General features: G+C 44.3%; 15 protein-coding genes. 6 read left to right on the top strand and 9 right to left on the bottom strand.

Annotated features, from left to right (window positions below; genetic code table 11):
* Positions 1-6: 6 nt before the first annotated feature.
* Positions 7-1,392, bottom strand: a complete 1,386-nt coding sequence (locus tag NSQ16_RS05100) for a hemolysin family protein (protein WP_230488423.1) — start codon at positions 1,390-1,392, stop codon at positions 7-9.
* Positions 1,393-1,723: 331 nt separating this feature from the next.
* On the bottom strand, positions 1,724-2,905 hold the full coding sequence (locus NSQ16_RS05095; protein ID WP_230488422.1) for a pyridoxal phosphate-dependent aminotransferase: 1,182 nt from the start codon (positions 2,903-2,905) through the stop codon (positions 1,724-1,726).
* A 157-nt stretch (positions 2,906-3,062) separates the two neighbouring features.
* Here NSQ16_RS05095 and cueR point away from each other — a divergent pair, with 157 nt between their 5' ends.
* Both cueR and NSQ16_RS05085 read left to right on the top strand, forming a co-directional pair.
* A complete protein-coding gene (cueR, locus tag NSQ16_RS05090) occupies positions 3,063-3,494 on the top strand; it encodes a Cu(I)-responsive transcriptional regulator (protein WP_010886460.1) in 432 nt (143 codons plus the stop codon).
* Positions 3,495-3,554: 60 nt separating this feature from the next.
* Entirely contained in the window at positions 3,555-4,889 is a 1,335-nt protein-coding gene (locus NSQ16_RS05085; RefSeq protein ID WP_009966903.1) for a hemolysin family protein, read from the top strand.
* Positions 4,890-4,956: 67 nt separating this feature from the next.
* Here NSQ16_RS05085 and NSQ16_RS05080 read toward each other — a convergent pair whose 3' ends face one another.
* Positions 4,957-5,556 (bottom strand): 1-acylglycerol-3-phosphate O-acyltransferase, encoded by a 600-nt coding sequence (locus NSQ16_RS05080; RefSeq protein ID WP_003233335.1) that lies wholly within the window; start codon positions 5,554-5,556, stop codon positions 4,957-4,959.
* Positions 5,557-5,947: 391 nt separating this feature from the next.
* Positions 5,948-6,943, bottom strand: coding sequence for an aldo/keto reductase AkrN (gene akrN, locus NSQ16_RS05075; protein ID WP_230488421.1), 996 nt, complete (start codon positions 6,941-6,943; stop codon positions 5,948-5,950).
* 196 nt (positions 6,944-7,139) lie between these two features.
* Between akrN and sigM the strand changes: the two genes are divergently transcribed.
* Genes sigM through NSQ16_RS05060 form a run of 3 tightly spaced genes read left to right on the top strand, consistent with a single transcriptional unit; the run spans position 7,140 to position 8,975 of the window.
* Positions 7,140-7,631, top strand: a complete 492-nt coding sequence (sigM, locus tag NSQ16_RS05070; RefSeq protein WP_003224177.1) for an RNA polymerase sigma factor SigM — start codon at positions 7,140-7,142, stop codon at positions 7,629-7,631.
* Positions 7,621-8,697 (top strand): anti-sigma factor, encoded by a 1,077-nt coding sequence (locus tag NSQ16_RS05065; protein WP_010886459.1) that lies wholly within the window; start codon positions 7,621-7,623, stop codon positions 8,695-8,697. The genes sigM and NSQ16_RS05065 overlap by 11 nt, the downstream gene beginning before the upstream one ends.
* Positions 8,685-8,975 (top strand): anti-sigma-M factor, encoded by a 291-nt coding sequence (locus NSQ16_RS05060; protein ID WP_003233341.1) that lies wholly within the window; start codon positions 8,685-8,687, stop codon positions 8,973-8,975. The genes NSQ16_RS05065 and NSQ16_RS05060 overlap by 13 nt, the downstream gene beginning before the upstream one ends.
* A 30-nt stretch (positions 8,976-9,005) precedes the next feature.
* Here the strand turns inward: NSQ16_RS05060 and NSQ16_RS05055 are convergent, their stop codons facing one another.
* Entirely contained in the window at positions 9,006-9,434 is a 429-nt protein-coding gene (locus tag NSQ16_RS05055) for a GNAT family N-acetyltransferase (RefSeq protein WP_015483014.1), read from the bottom strand.
* Between the two features lie 109 nt (positions 9,435-9,543).
* Between NSQ16_RS05055 and NSQ16_RS05050 the strand changes: the two genes are divergently transcribed.
* On the top strand, positions 9,544-10,953 hold the full coding sequence (locus NSQ16_RS05050; protein ID WP_230488420.1) for a PLP-dependent aminotransferase family protein: 1,410 nt from the start codon (positions 9,544-9,546) through the stop codon (positions 10,951-10,953).
* 34 nt (positions 10,954-10,987) lie between these two features.
* Here the strand turns inward: NSQ16_RS05050 and NSQ16_RS05045 are convergent, their stop codons facing one another.
* The 4 genes from NSQ16_RS05045 to citA form a co-directional block, all read right to left on the bottom strand.
* Complete coding sequence (locus tag NSQ16_RS05045; RefSeq protein ID WP_003233348.1) at positions 10,988-12,343, bottom strand: sodium-dependent transporter; 1,356 nt, start codon at positions 12,341-12,343, stop codon at positions 10,988-10,990.
* A gap of 117 nt (positions 12,344-12,460) precedes the next feature.
* The gene (gene bcaP / locus NSQ16_RS05040) at positions 12,461-13,858 is read right to left on the bottom strand and encodes a branched-chain amino acid transporter BcaP (RefSeq protein WP_003245791.1); all 1,398 of its coding nucleotides are present in this window, start codon (positions 13,856-13,858) and stop codon (positions 12,461-12,463) included.
* Positions 13,859-14,106: 248 nt separating this feature from the next.
* Positions 14,107-14,976 (bottom strand): SDR family oxidoreductase, encoded by an 870-nt coding sequence (locus NSQ16_RS05035; RefSeq protein WP_069322480.1) that lies wholly within the window; start codon positions 14,974-14,976, stop codon positions 14,107-14,109.
* Between the two features lie 73 nt (positions 14,977-15,049).
* Complete coding sequence (gene citA, locus NSQ16_RS05030) at positions 15,050-16,150, bottom strand: citrate synthase CitA (protein ID WP_015715577.1); 1,101 nt, start codon at positions 16,148-16,150, stop codon at positions 15,050-15,052.
* Between the last annotated feature and the right edge of the window lie 80 nt (positions 16,151-16,230).

Genomic DNA, 16,230 nt, shown 5'->3' with positions numbered 1-16,230 from the left:
TTGAGCTTATTTCTCGCTCAAGGTTGCACTGTTCAGCATCACAGGCTCGGGCAGCGGCAGCTTGTGGTGCGCCGTAATCCCGGTTGTGTTGCCGGCTTCTTCTTTTATATCGATTTGCTTGATTAATCGGCCGTCCATCTTCAGCACCTTTATCGTATATGAACCGATGCGAATGGATTCACCAGCCTCAATATCGATGTTTTCTTTTAATATCAGCCCGCCGATCGTATCGACGTCTTCTTGAATCGATGCGCCAAGAAGGCTGTTCACCTGATCGATCCGAACCTTTCCATCCATCACATAATGGCCGTCGCCAAGCTTTTGGATCAGCGGCTGTTCATCTTCATCAAATTCATCTCTGATCTCTCCGACAATTTCCTCAAGAATATCCTCTGTCGTCACAAGTCCCGAGGTTCCTCCGTATTCATCCGACAATATTGCCATATGAATGCGCTCGCGCTGCATTTTAATCAGCAAGTCATGAACCGGGATCGTTTCAATCACTTCGATGACCGGCCTCACATACGGATGGATCGTCATCTTCATTCGTTCTTCTTCTGTCATAAACAGCAAATCAGAAAACAAATGCTTCGTATTGACCAAACCGATCACACTGTCTTTGTCTCCATCTGTGACTGGCCAGCGCGTGTATTTTTCCTTCAGCATGACTTCAAGCATCTCGGCCATCGTCATCTCAGTTGACACAGCAGCCATTTCCTTCCGCGGTATCATAATTTCTTTGGCGATCCGATTATCAAATTCAAAAATCTTATTCACATATTTATATTCAGACGGATTAATCTCTCCGTTTTTTAAACTCTCAGATAACAGCATCCTGAGTTCTTCCTCAGAATGGGAACCATCATGTTCTGACGCAGGCTTCAAACCGAACATCCCGCATAAAAACCGCGCCGATCCATTGAGGATCCAAATAAACGGAAACAGGAGCAAATAGAATAAACGCAAAGGGCCCGCTATCAGTAAAGTCAGCTGTTCTGCCTTTTGAATCGCGACCGTTTTCGGGGCCAGTTCACCTACAACAACGTGCAGGAACGTGATCAAGCCGTACGCGACTGCAAAAGAGGCTGCATGTGAAACCGAGTCTGGCAAGCCGAGCGGTTCAAACAGTGGATGCAGCAGCCGTTCAAAGGCCGGCTCACCCAGTACGCCAAGCCCGATTGATGTCAATGTAATGCCTAGCTGGGATGCGGATAAATATTCATCCAAATCTGTAATGACACGCCTTGCGAGTATCGCCCGTTTGTTTCCTTCTGTGATAAGCTGATCTATTCTGGATCTCCTTACTCTAACAATCGCAAACTCGCTTGCAACGAAAAACGCGGTTAAAGCAATGAGCACACCAATTAAAATCAGACTGTCAATATCGTCCATTTAACCCTATCCTCTCAACAAAGGATAAGGAGTCACCTCCTGATATAATCATTTTTCCTTAACATTGAGGTACGCGGTGTATTGTTGCCTAAGCAGCGGGCCCCATCATACCACCTCCAAAAGTCAAAGTTTGATTATAAATTGTATATTTTATTGTAACACAACTCATTCCAAAAATGATTTTTAATTTTTAGACTTTTATCATGAAGAAAGACTTAACTGCATGCCTGCTTGTCAATTCTGCGCCTGTCTGGATTGGAAGAGGAAGGATTTTGCGGATATAAAAAGAAAACAGCCTTGAAAACTGTTTTCTTTTCTTTTCTTTGCCTTCTTAAGCAAAATCTTTATATAAAGAAATGAAAATGTCCCGTGAGTTTTTAATCTGCTCGATCGGCACACTGAAGGATAATCGGAAATGCCCGCTCATTCCAAAACCGCTGCTCGGCACAATTAATAATTTGTATTTTTGGGCGGCATGCACACAAAATGCAACTTCATCTTCAATCGGCGATTTCGGAAAAACAAAGAAACCTCCCTTTGGCATTTCAAATTCAAAACCGGCTTCTTTTAAAATGTCTACCATTAAATCCCGGCGCTCTTTATAAGCGCTCGCGTCTACTCTTAAATCATCCATTCGTGCCACAGCCCGCTGCATCATGACAGGGGCATTCACAAATCCAAGCGTTCGATTACAATACACAAAAGCGTTGATCAAAAGGTCCGCATCCGGCATTCGGCTGTCCAATCCGATATACCCGAGCCGCTCCCCGGCTATGCCTAGATCTTTACTGAATGAGCTGGCCAATATCACACGATAGTACGATTGAAACGGATTTGCCAGTTCTTCATCATAGATTAATTGACTGTACGGTTCATCAAACAGCACATAAATCGTCTGGCCGCTCTTCTCTTCTATTTCTTTTAATAAAGCGCCTAAATCGTCTATATTTTTCTGGCTGAGAACCGTGCCTGTGGGGTTATGCGGTGTATTGAGGATCAGCCCTTTCGTCTGTGGAGTGATCGATTGCCTTACCGCTTCAATGTCGATCTCAAACCGACCTGTCAATGGGCAACTGACGGCCTTTCCCCCGTAGTTCTCAATATACAACTTATATTCGGCAAAATAAGGTGCGAGAATAATGACCTCTTCCCCAGGGTTTACGATGCTTTTTAACGCAACATTCAAAGCGCCTCCCGCGCCCACCGTCATGACGATGCGCTCCGCTGAGAAATCAGCTTCAAAACGCGAGCCCAGAAATTGCGCGACTTTTTCTCTCGCTGCAAGAAGCCCTTGGTTTTGTATGTATCCGTGGCTGCCTTTTTCAGCTTCCTCTATTAACGCTCTCTTAAAAGCTTCAGGCGGTTCAACAATCGGGTTGCCGAGTGAAAAATCAAATACCTGGTCTTCCCCGAACTCCTTCTTCAGCCTTGCACCTTCATCAAACAGCTTGCGAATCCATGATCCTTTATTTAAGTTTTCTTCAACTTCCCGGGATAACCCAGCCAATTTCATCTGTCCCTTCCGCATATAAAAATTTGAAAATTCTATCTTCCTATGTTACTTCAATCAGATGATGAATTCCACAACTTCCAATTCCGGTCTAAAAAAAAACAATAAACTTGTGCAAGACACCGTTCATATATTAAACTATTCTCATAACTATAACGTGATGGTTGGGAGGGATATAGATGGGGCTGAGACTTATCGCATCAGTGAACTAGCGGCACTCGCCGGAGTAACGAAACGGACAGTTGATTATTATACGAATCTCGGTCTGCTTACGCCGGCCAGATCCTGTTCAAATTACCGTTACTACGACGAAAATGCACTCAAACGACTTATATTTATTGTAGATTGCAAGAAGCAGCGATTGGCCCTGTCCGATATTAAAGATCGACTGGAGAACCAGTTTCCCTCTTCAGCTAAACTTGATGATGAAATTGGAAATCTGGCATTAGAAATTGATCATATGAATCAAAACATCTCCGGAATCTTGCATCGGTTTGAACGGCTGAAGCCCGAGGATCGTGACAAGCTGAAAAGCAAACTCCCGCCTGAAAAGCTCGCCGTGTTCCAATCATTTATGCTGCTGTTAAGTTAAAACCATTTTATCTAACAGGAGGTGTTACCTTCATTCTCATTGCTAGAGTGAAGGTTCTAATTGGACATAGTGAATTTGATTTTAGTTGCTGTTTTAATCGCCCTGACGGCATTTTTCGTGGCATCTGAGTTTGCCATTATCAGAATCAGAGGCTCACGGATCGATCAGCTGATCGCGGAAGGAAATAAAGCAGCAATAGCCGTAAAAAAAGTGACCACGCATCTTGATGAATATTTATCTGCGTGTCAGCTCGGAATTACATTGACTTCCATCGGATTAGGGGTTTTAGGTGAATCAACGATCGAAAGGCTGCTTCACCCGCTTTTCGTACAAATGAACGTTCCAGGTTCCCTTTCACATGTCATATCGTTTATTTTTGCGTATGCCATTATCACGTTCTTACACGTTGTTGTCGGAGAACTTGCACCTAAGACAGTCGCTATCCAAAAGGCGGAAGCAGTGTCTATGCTGTTTGCGAAACCGCTGATTTGGTTTTACCGCATCGCGTTCCCATTCATTTGGCTTTTGAACAATTCCGCACGGTTATTGACCAAAGCATTTGGCCTGGAGACCGTTTCAGAAAACGAACTGGCACACTCAGAAGAAGAGCTGCGAATCATTTTGTCTGAAAGCTATAAAAGCGGTGAAATCAACCAATCAGAGTTTAAATATGTGAATAAAATCTTTGAATTTGACGACAGGCTCGCGAAAGAAATTATGATTCCGCGGACCGAAATTGTCAGCCTTCCGCATGATATCAAGATTTCTGAAATGATGGACATCATTCAGATTGAAAAATATACCCGCTACCCTGTGGAAGAGGGCGATAAAGATAACATTATCGGGGTTATTAACATTAAAGAAGTGCTGACCGCCTGCATCAGCGGTGAGGTATCTGTTGATTCCACCATTTCTCAATTCGTCAACCCGATCATTCATGTCATTGAATCTGCGCCAATCCAAGACCTGCTTGTCAAAATGCAAAAAGAGAGGGTCCACATGGCCATTTTGTCAGATGAATACGGCGGTACTGCCGGACTCGTGACGGTTGAGGACATCATTGAGGAAATTGTCGGTGAAATCCGCGACGAATTTGATATTGATGAAATTAGCGAAATCCGCAAAATCGGCGAAGGCCATTATATTCTTGACGGAAAAGTGTTAATTGACCAAGTAAACGACCTGCTGGGCATCCATTTAGAGAACGAAGAAGTCGATACGATCGGCGGCTGGTTCCTTACTCAAAAATACGATGTTGAAAAAGATGATTCCATCATCGAAGAGGGCTGCGAATTCATCATTAATGAAATTGACGGCCACCACGTCGCATATATTGAAGTGAAAAAGCTTCAAGAAGAAGAACTTCTGGAGACAGCTAACCAGCAGGAAGCATAATAAGAAAAGCACCTTGTATAAGGTGCTTTTCTTATTTTCACAGTTCAGGGCAATCTCTCAGAACGCCTTATAGCTGATCAAGTTTATTCTCTAGTTCTTTAATCCGCTGATTCAAAGCCTCTGTCATTGCTGCAAGTCTTTCCTTTGAAGGCAGGTGGGCAAAATCAGCCTGGTGAAGAGGCTCACCGATAATCAGCTTCATTTTTCCTTTTTTGAATAACTCTTTTCCGCTTGAAGGGCCCTGATATGCAGCGGGGACAAGCGGCGCTTTCCCCATTTGAGCAATCGTCACCGCACCTCTTTTCAAAGGCACATCCTCAGAGGTTCTTGTTCCGCTTGGGAAGATACCGACGATCTCTCCTTCTTTCAGCAGCTTAATCGGCGTTTTAATACTGCTTGGCCCGGGATTTTCCCGATCTACCGGAAAGGCATGAATTTTCTTCAGAAACGAACCGATCCATTTATTTTGAAAAAGCTCTTTTTTCGCCATGTAGTGTATTTGATAAGGAAGAATCCCGACTCCGAGTGTAATCACATCAACCCAGCCGGAATGTGTACACGCGATGACAAAACCTGAATCGGCCGGAAGGTTTTCTTTGTTATACACCTTCACTCCTCCGCGAAGAGAAAGAATAACTTTTAAAGCATTTGCACAAAACTTATACATATCGCACTTCCTTTGTCGTAATCAATGATTCTTTCTATCATCTATTATAACAATATTTTTTATTACCTGGTACTAATTTTTAAGATTTCTCCCGTTAAAACGCCAAAAAGCTGAGGATTCGCCCTCAGCTTTTAGATTGTTGATAAAATCATAAAATGGTTTTCATTTTATGATTTTGTCATCTATTCAGCGTAATTGAAAACCCTTGAGTCTAGGAAAGGCGAGCATGGAGCAGACTTTCACAGGATGTGATGACAGCGGTGTTTGGGCAGGACGCCTAAGCATTTAGCCGCTGTCCCTTCATCATTCGTGAGCACCGACGCGCATGCCTGACAACGAATGCGAGGGTTTGTCGACACGCTGAAAGCTGAGGATTCGCCCTCAGCTTTTGTTATATTTCCTCTCTGGTCGGCGGGGCCATAAACTCCGGTCCGACAGGATCTGATATCGTTTTTTCCAATATAGTATTGATATCTTTCTGATCTTCACTGTTCAGCGTCCAGCCTGTAATCTCAGATAGGGCCTCGAGCTGCCCAGGCTTTCTTGCTCCCCAAAGAGCGATATCCGCTCCCGGCTGATCTAAGATCCATCTGACAGCCAAGTGAATCACTGATTTTCCATAACGTGTCTTCGCCAGCTTATCCAATTGATTGACAGCAGAAAGATACTCTTTAAAGCGGGGCTTCTGGAATTTTGGATCGTGATTACGCAGATCATCGCCCTCAAATGTATACTCTTCGGTCATTTTGCCTGTTAACAGCCCTCTGCATAAACTGCCGTATAATAATGTTGTTATCTTGTTATCTTTCGCATAAGGAAGGACACTCTCTTCCATCTCTCTTTCAAACAGATTATATGGAGGCTGAATCGTATGGAGAGGTGCGACGGCGCGAAATGTATCCATTTGCTCAATTGAAAAATTGCTGACGCCAATCGCCCGGATTTTTCCCGCATCATATAATTCCTTCATGACTTCAGCCGTTTCTTCAATTGGCACAAGCGGATCGGGCCAATGCACCTGATAAAGATCAATATAGTCTGTTTGAAGCCGATTCAAAGAATTCTCAACTTCCTCTATAATTCTCGCTCTGTTCGCATGGCGGAACAGCTGGTTGTTCTTCCAGTCCAGAGCCGTTTTCGTTGCGAGAATCACCTGGTCTCTTTTGCCGTACTCTTTGATTGCCTTTCCGACAATTTCCTCGGACTGCCCGAAGCCGTAAGCCGGTGCGGTGTCAATCAGTGTAATCCCCTGATCAAGAGCGGCGCGGATTGTTTCAATCGATGTTTTTTCGTCAGTGCCTCCCCACATCGTTCCGCCAATGGCCCATGTGCCGAGGCCGATTCTGGAGGCTTCTATTCCTGTATCTGCTATACTGGTATATTCCATTGTGCCACTCCTTCACTTTTTCACTATCTTTTCCCCTCTGGAAAAAATGTTAAACCTTTCTCCGCACTATCTTTTGCGGCCATTTTTGGGTACTATATAGTAATGGTGTTTGATTAGGTATAAAAAAGCCGTTTGCATGTAATGTGCAACTTTAAACCTTTCTTATGCGTGTATAACATAGAGGGGAGAAAAGGCAGTGACGATCGATGAAATTTACCAAATGTACATGAATGATGTTTACAGGTTCCTGCTCTCCATGACAAAAGACAAGCATCTTGCTGAAGACTTGCTGCAGGAAACCTTTATGCGGGCATACATACACATTCACTCCTATGATCACAGCAAAGTAAAGCCCTGGCTTTTTCAAGTGGCGCGAAACGCCTTCATTGATTACGTCAGAAAGCATAAGAAAGAAGTAACCATTTCTGATGACTTAATCGGAAGCCTCTTTCAAAATGCTGTTCAAAGTCCTGCCCATCAGGTAGAGATAAAGGAAGTGCTGACTGGTTATATGTCCGAGCTCCCCGATAATTATCGGGAGGCCTTAACGCTATATTATTTAAAAGAGTTAAACTACAAAGAAGCATCCCATATTATGAATATTTCAGAGGCGAATTTTAAAAGTGTTTTATTTCGTGCCAGACAGCGGCTGAAAGCACTTTATAATAGAGGTGTTAATGATGAATGAAGAATTTAAAAAGCGTTTTGATCAATATAAAAATGGGGAAATGAGCGACCAGGAAATGACTGCATTTGAGGAAGAACTCGAGAAGCTCGAAGTATATCAGGAACTGATTGACAGCGAACTAGAGGACGATAACGATTGGGATCTCAGCATCAGTCCTGAAAAACAAAAAGCGATTTTAGCCTACGGCAAACGCAAGTCTTATTTGCGAATTTCTGTGCTTGCCGTCATTTCGACATTGATGATTTTGCCGCTTTGTACGCTGGGAAGCTACCTCTATTACGGAATGGGTGGAAAACACAGCACCGGCAATGAGTTTATGGAAACTGCCGCAGTCACTGTAGCCCTGACCATGCCGAATGTTCTTGTTGATACTTCCGGACTAAAAAGCCAAGTGAAGCTATTTGGAATGAATACGGAATTCCCGCTGCAAAAGCAGATTGGCACGAAGACGGCTGCCGTAGGGAATGAACGGGTTGAAATGTTTTATAACAAAGTAAAAGCGCCGGCAGTAAACTACTATGACTTAGAAGTGAATAAAACCGGCCATTACTTTACACATCCTTCAAACAAGTCTGAACAAACGACCGCAAAAGCAGAAAAAACGTTAAGCACATTGCCTGAAGGAACGGTATCAGAGGTCTACCTTTCATATGACCGTGCATATCCGACAAAAGACGTGTATAACAAATTCAAAGGCTATGATGTGAGCTTTTTGTGGAACGCAATCGAAACAGAGAAAAACACAAATAAGACAGCTTCCACAGAACCTCTTGGCTATCCTGGAAAGGATTCAAAGTTCCTGGCCGCCCTTAATACAAAAGGCAAGTCGAATGGCGATCAGTTTATCAACGCCCTGAAATTCATGTCCAAACACGAAAAATGGGCTCAGGTCATTTCAAAACGGAAAGACCTGAATGTAGATAACCGATTAGATTATGTAGAGAAAAACGGTGTCAATGTATACGGTTCGGTCGTTACAGGGCCAACCAAGGAAATCCAGCGCATGCTGAAAAATAAATCTGTAAAATCAGCGAATGTCGGCGAGGTGGAATTATGGAATTGGTAAGAATTTTTAAAGAACACAATGTATTCGGCTGGATCTCTGTCGGGACAGCGGTTCTGTCCCTGCTGTTGCTGAATTTGGCCATTATCAGCAACGTCACGTTTTATTCCTATCAAATGCTTCCGTTTGCCATGGCTGCCGTTCCGTTCGGCGTTGTTGAACTCTTCATCAAGAGAGGGCGCACAGGTCCAGGCCTGCTCGGCGTCATCCTTAATCTCTTTGTGATTATTTGTGTGTATACCATTGTATCTGTAGATACGAATTTACAGTTTGGCTTTTAAAAAAGACGCCTTTTCAGGCGTCTTTTTTCGTTATACCGGTTTTCGGAACAAATAACTTTCTATAGTAAAACCCATTTTATCTGTATAAAATCGATGTGCGTCTTTACGCTGAAGGCCAGATGAAAGACTGACAAAACCGAGTCCGGCTTTTCTCGCCCAGTCTGAGGCATAATCCAAAAGCATTTTGCCGTATCCCTTTGATCGGCAAGGTGCCGTTGTAACAAGATCCGCAATCCACAAGTGCTCTCCTTTATGAATGGAAACTCTCGGCAGAGCCCCGCACAGCGCTCTGATTGCTGTATCTTCATATAAGGCAAACAGCATATACGATTCTTTCTGCACACAGGCTTCAAGCCTTTGTAAATACGTCTCTATATCCAGTTCTGTTCTCAATTCACTCATAATCGGATACGACTCAGCCCATTCTTCTTTCGAGGTTAATTGTTTCATATGGATCATCTTCTCAATCCCCTTTCCTTTCGTTACAATGATCATAGCTAATAAATGGCATTTGCCAAATAGCCAATATAAGAAAAAATAACCATGCCAGATAAAAAGGAGACACGAGATGGATATCACGCCGTTTCTTGATAAAAAGAGCAAAACACCGCTGTATGAACAGCTTTATACCTTTTTTAAACAAGAAATTTCACATGCGCGAATCACAAAGGGAACAAGACTTCCGTCAAAACGCAGGCTCTCCAGCTTGCTCGATGTCAGCACGGCAACTATAGAACGAGCTTACGAGCAATTAACTGCTGAGGGCTATGTCAAAAGCAAGCCAAAAATCGGCTGGTTCGCGGCGGAAGTAGAACCAGGCTTCCCGACAGCTCCTGACCATTTTCAGCAGTCTGTACAGCCGGGATTACATGAAAAGAACGCACCTGCTATTGACTTCCATCAAGGCAACGTTGATCCGACCCTCTTTCCCTTTAACGCATGGAGAAAAAGCATAGTAAAAAGTCTTGATCGCTATTCCGGATCGTTTCACACCTCTGGCGACCCTCAAGGAGAATACGAACTCAGGCACATGATTGCCCGATTCGTCAGGCTGTCTCGGGGAGTAAATTGCGAGCCCGGCCAGATTATCATCGGCGCAGGAACCACCGTGCTTCTGCAAATTCTTTGCCTTTCGCTAAAGCCAGGTACAAAAATCGGCTTTGAAGAACCGGGCTTTCACCGTTCAAGAAGGATGTTTGAAGCAAATCACATGGATGTCACTCCGATTTGTTCTGATGCAGAAGGCGTCCTGCCGGATGAGCTCTACCGTCAGAATCCTTATCTCATGTATACGACTCCTTCGCATCAGTTTCCGATTGGGACCATTATGACGATTACCCGCAGACAGGAGCTGCTGGCATGGGCGGCAGAAACAAATTCATTCATTATAGAAGATGATTACGATGGAGAATTTCGCTACAGCGGCCATCCAATTCCGTCTTTACAGGGTCTTGATCCGAATGGCAGAGTCATATATCTTGGCACTTTTTCAAAGTCACTTCTGCCTTCCTTGCGGCTCAGCTTCATGATTGTGCCCCCTGAACTCATGGAACCGATCAAAAACAGTGCTCAGTTAATGAAGCAGACCGTCTCTGTCCACTCGCAATTGACACTGGCAGACTTCATCGAAACCGGAGAGTGGCAAAAACACATAAATAGAATGAGAAGCTTATACCGAAAAAAACACGCTATCCTGTTAGAAGCCATCCGCTCTGAACTAGGAAACACCGTTGAGATTCTCGGTAAAAACTCGGGGCTTCACATTCTGCTGCGCCTTTTGTTTCCAGCAAGTGAGGAAGAAGCAATACAAGCAGCCGCAGACCACGGTGTAACCATCTATCCCGTGTCTCCCTCATATAAAGAACAGACGCCTTTTGCTTCTGTCTTAATCGGTTATGGAGGTTTGTCAGAAGAGGACATCAGGCTCGGCATCCAAAAACTGAAAACGGCATGGGCACCGTTGATATCAACTTATTAAATAAAAACAGGCCCCGGAAACGGAGCCTGTTTTTTTAAAATGATAAAATTCCGATTAAATTTAAGAACACGATAATAATGGCAAGCGGCACGATAAAACGAAGCAAATAAAACCACGTGTAAAAGAATGCTTTACCTGCATTTGATCCATTTCGCATTTCAGCCAAGAGTTCGCTTTTCGAAATTTTCAGCGGGATAAATAGAGAAATTAACAGAGCGCCTGAAGGCATCAAAACATTGCTGACGGTAAAGTCGGCAATATCAAAAAACGTTTTGCCAAATAGGTGCACATCACTCAAAACGCCATAAGACAAGCAGCATGGGATTCCGACCAAAAAGATCAAAAGCCCGCTCGTCCATGACAGTTTTTTTCTCTTCTTTTCGTCCCCTTTTCCGATTGTGGCAACGATAATTTCAACCATCGAAAATGCTGAGGTTAAGGCTGCAAATAAAAATGCAACGAGAAAGCCGATAAAAAACAACGTGCCGAACGGAAGCTGTTCAAAAACGGCCGGAAGCACTGTAAACAGCAGTGTCGGTCCTTCATTTGGCTGAAAACCGAATGAGAAAACCGCCGGAAAAATAGCCAAACCTGCCAAGAGTGTCACAATGATATTCATCAAGACAATGGAGGCTGCCGAACGAGGGATATTTTGTGTTTTCGGCAAATAGGAGCTGTAGGTCACCATCACCGAAACCCCCAGTGTTAACGTAAAGAAGGCCTGTCCCAGCGCGAATAATATGGATTCCGGAGTCAGATCGCCGAAATGAGGCACAAGCAGAAACTTTACGCCTTCCATTGCACCATTAAGCGTAAGAGACCGAAGAACGAGCAGAATAAACAATAAAAACAAAATCGGCATCATCACCGCGCTTACCCGTTCAATCCCTTTTTGAACCCCTCTTGCGACAACGATGACAGTAAGTACCATAAAGACAAGCTGAGCCGCGAGCGTCTGCACCGGATTTTGGATAATAGAAGCAAAAAGAGCGCCATACTGTGCTTGAGAAAGCCCGGACAGTGAGCCTGACGCCGTTTTTACGATATACAGCAAAATCCATCCCCCAATTACACTGTAAAACGACAGCACTAAGAAACACGCGGCTACGCCGATCCACCCCGTAAGAAACCAAGCTGATCGCGGCGCTTCTTTTTTATATGCATCAATGGCATTCGTCTGGTTCCGTCTTCCAAAAATAAATTCCCCCACCAAAAGCGGATAGCCTAAGAGGATGGTAAATAACACGAAGATAAGAAAAAAGGCTCCACCCCCATTGGTCCCCGCTACGTAAGGGAATTTCCAAATCGCGCCCAAGCCGATAGCCGAGCCGGCCGCTGCCATGACGAAACCAATTTTCGAAGCCCATTGGACTGGCTTTTGCTCAGACAATAAACGTCACTTCCTTTCCAGCCTATATTATCTCTTATTTTTGTCTTCATTTCTATAGATTCATTTGCCAAGAACAGAAAAGAGGCGGCCTGTATGGCCGCTCTCTTTATCAAAAGGTTATTGATTTAATTTTGAATGCTTTCTTGAATACAGGAAATAGATTACCAAGCCGATTAACAGCCACACTAGGAAGCGGACAATCGTCACCCATCCCAGATTTAAAATCAAGAACAGGCAGAACAGAATCGCCAGGCCTGGGATCACGGGAACTCCCGGGCATTTAAAAGCTCTCGGAAGATCAGGCTGTTTCTTTCTCAAAACGATAACTGCCACAGAAATCAGGACAAATGCCGACAACGTCCCGATGTTCACCAGCTTTGCAAGTTCATCCAGCGGAACAAGTGAGCCGAGAAGCGCCGACATCGTTCCGAAAAACCAAGTGGCTACATAAGGTGTTTTGTGCTTTGGATGCACTTTAGAAAGTGAACCCGGCACAAGTCCGTCACGCGACATGGCAAACATGACGCGGGTCTGCCCGTAAAGCATCACGAGCATAACTGTTGTCATTCCCAACACGGCGCCAATATCAATGATGCCTGCCACCCAATTTTGCCCTGCGCTTTGAAGAACAAGAGAAACCGGATGATCCACACCCGCAAATTGAGCAAACGGGATAACCCCAGTCATGATGGCTGATACGGTGACATATAAAATCGTGCAGACCAGTAAAGAGAAAATAATGCCTTTAGGCAGATCCTTCGCGGGATTTTTCGTTTCTTCCGCAGCAGAGGATACAGCGTCAAATCCGATAAAAGCAAAGAATACGAGCGCCGCTGCACTGAACACGCCGCCAAAGCCCATTGGCATAAACGGCTGCCAGTTGTGCGGCTTCACGTAAACGGCTGCCACCGCGATAAACAGCAGAACAACCAGTATCTTCAAGATAACCATGATATTGTTGACTCTTTTTGATTCTTTGATGCCTAAATAAAGCAAATATGTGATCGCCATTACAATGACGAATGCAGGAAGATTAAACAGGGTAAAGGTGCCTTTCACTGCGCCCGGTGCCGCTGTTAAAGCAACCGGAAGATGAATGCCGAGCCCTGATAAAAACGATTGGAAATAACCAGACCAGCCGACCGACACTGCACTTACCGCCAGCATGTATTCTAAAATTAAATCCCACCCGATAATAAAGGCCATAAGCTCTCCCAATGTCGCATAAGTGAATGTATACACCGAACCTGAAACAGGCACACTTGACGCAAATTCCGCGTAAGACAGGGCGGCGAATAAACAAGCCAACGCCGCCACAACAAATGAAATCGTCAGCCCGGGACCTGCCGTGACTGCGCCTGTTCCCGTCAGAACAAAAATCCCTGTGCCAATAATGGCGCCGATTCCAAGCAACGTTAAATCAAATGCCCCTAATTCTCTTTTTAAAGATTTTTCCCCGCTCGTCGCAGCGATTAAATCCTGAATGCTTTTCTTCCTAAAAACGCTCCCTTTCATTCCCCTTCAACTCCCGATCATCTATTTTTATATATTTTATTTGAATTTTCTGAATTCATGAGCAACAATGGTCATTTTTCTGTTTTTCTACTATATTTGTCCTGGTCGCGAATCATTCCTTTCTCCTACTCAATATTATATATAAAATTGCAAAAATGAAAACAAAATTGTTAGAAAAATCGACAAATTTTTTATTTTGAAATTTCTCATCACAAAAAAAACCAGCTCTGGAGCTGGTTTTTCGTTGATCACGTTGAAATAAAACGGCCGCCATTCACATGAATGGTCTGCCCTGTCATATAGGAAGATTCGTCAGACGCCAGCAGAACATAGGCGCCTGCATGCTCAACCGGCTGTCCCGGTCTTCCCATTGGGGTATCCAAGCCGTGCTGTTTCACTTTTTCCTCAGGGAATGTCGCCGGAATAAGCGGTGTCCAAATCGGACCGGGCGCCACCGCATTCACTCTGATGCCTTTATCTGCGAGCGACTTCGCCATGGAACGCGTAAAGGAAACAATCGCACCCTTTGTGCTGGAATAATCAATTAACGCCGTATCCCCTTCATAAGCGGTAATCGATGTCGTATTAATAATGGCACTCCCCTCTTGCAGGTGAGGCAAAGCTTTCTTCGTCATATGAAACATGGAAAAAATATTTGTGCGATAGGTTTTTTCCAGCTGTTCTGTTGAAATATTGAGAATGCTGTCCTGGGGATGCTGTTCAGCGGCGTTGTTCACTAAGATATCGAGTTTACCAAAATGGTCGACTGTTTGCTGCACAGCTTGTTCACAATGGTTTTCGTCCCCGACATCTCCCGCGATAAGCAGGCAGCGGACATTCTCCTTTTCGATCCGTTTACGTGTTTCCTCTGCGTCCGAATGCTCGTCTAAGTATAGAATGGAGATATCAGCCCCCTCTTTAGCAAAGGCAATAGCTGCTGCTCTCCCTATTCCGCTGTCGCCTCCAGTAATGATCGCGACTTTTCCTTTCAGTTTTCCGCTTCCTCGATAATCCTCGTCCTCTGACAGCGGCAGCGGATTCATTTTTGACTCAATGCCCGGCTGTCTGTCCTGATGCTGCGGTTCTTGTCCTTCTGTTTGTCTGTCCATTGGGTTCACATTCATCACTCCTAGACATGTGGTTGATACTGAACGTTACCACATGAAAGAAATGAATAAACGCCAAAATATGTTATGAAAGAACTTCCTCGGGAATGGCACCGGTATATTTCGCTGACGGGCGGAAAATCATGTTGTTTTCTGCCTGTTCCAGCACATGGGCGCACCACCCTACCATTCGGCTTGCTGAAAAGGTCGGAGTAAACAATTCATCGTCAAAATCGATGGCCTTCATCACTGCAGCCGCGTAAAATTCAACATTTGTGTACAGCTTTCGTCCCGGTTTGTAGATTTCAAGCAAACGAATCGCTTCTGCTTCTACATGCAGCGCAAGATCAAGATCACGGTCATTGCCGGCCACCTCTTCTGCTTTCTGTCTCAAAGCTTCTGCCCGCGGGTCTTTTGTTTTGTACACCCTGTGGCCGAATCCCATCAAGCGCTCTCCTTTTTCGAGTTTTTCTTTCAGATATGCTTCAGCATGTTCTTTCTCTCCAATGTCTTCAAGCATTTTTGTCACCGCAGAAGGAGCGCCTCCGTGCAGCGGACCTTTCATCGTGCCGAGAGCAGCCGTGACGGCTGACACTAAATCACTCTCTGTTGATAACGTGACTCGTGCCGAAAAAGTGGATGCGTTCATGCCGTGCTCCATGGCCAGAATCATATAGGTTTCAAGCGCTTTCTTTTTTGCCTCTGAAGGCTGTTCGCCTGTGAGCATATAATAGTAGTTTTCGACATGTCCGTACTGGGAAGAAGGTGCAATTGCTTGTTCACCGCGCGTCCATCTTTTTCTGTATGCAATGATGGAAGGCGTGATTGCAATCAGCCGGATTGCTTCTTCTGTTTTCGGATGGAATGTGTACGTATTTTCCCCCAATGCTGAAACAACCGTTCTCAGCACCGACATATCGTCCATGTTGTTTGGCAGTGATTGAATCAAGCGCTCAATATGTTCCGGAAGATTCCGTTCCGCAGCCAGCTTATCTTTAAATACCTGCAATTCTTCAGTTGAAGGCAGTTTTCCAAATAAAATCAAATAAGCCGCTTCTTCAAAGCTATGATTCAGTGCGATGTCTTTTGCATGATGTCCTCTGTAAATCAGACGCCCTTTTTCACCATCAATATGGCTGATTGATGTTTCCACACATGTAATTCCCTTTAATCCGTAATGTACCATTTGTATTCCCCCTATCCTTTTCTGTTATTATAGTAAATATAATATTTAAAAAATAATGAATATTTTAAAGGGAATTAATT

It is taken from the genome of Bacillus sp. PS108 (genome assembly GCF_037963335.1).
GTDB classification, from domain to species: Bacteria; Bacillota; Bacilli; order Bacillales; family Bacillaceae; genus Bacillus; species Bacillus subtilis.
This window is presented reverse-complemented; position numbering and strand designations above follow the sequence as displayed.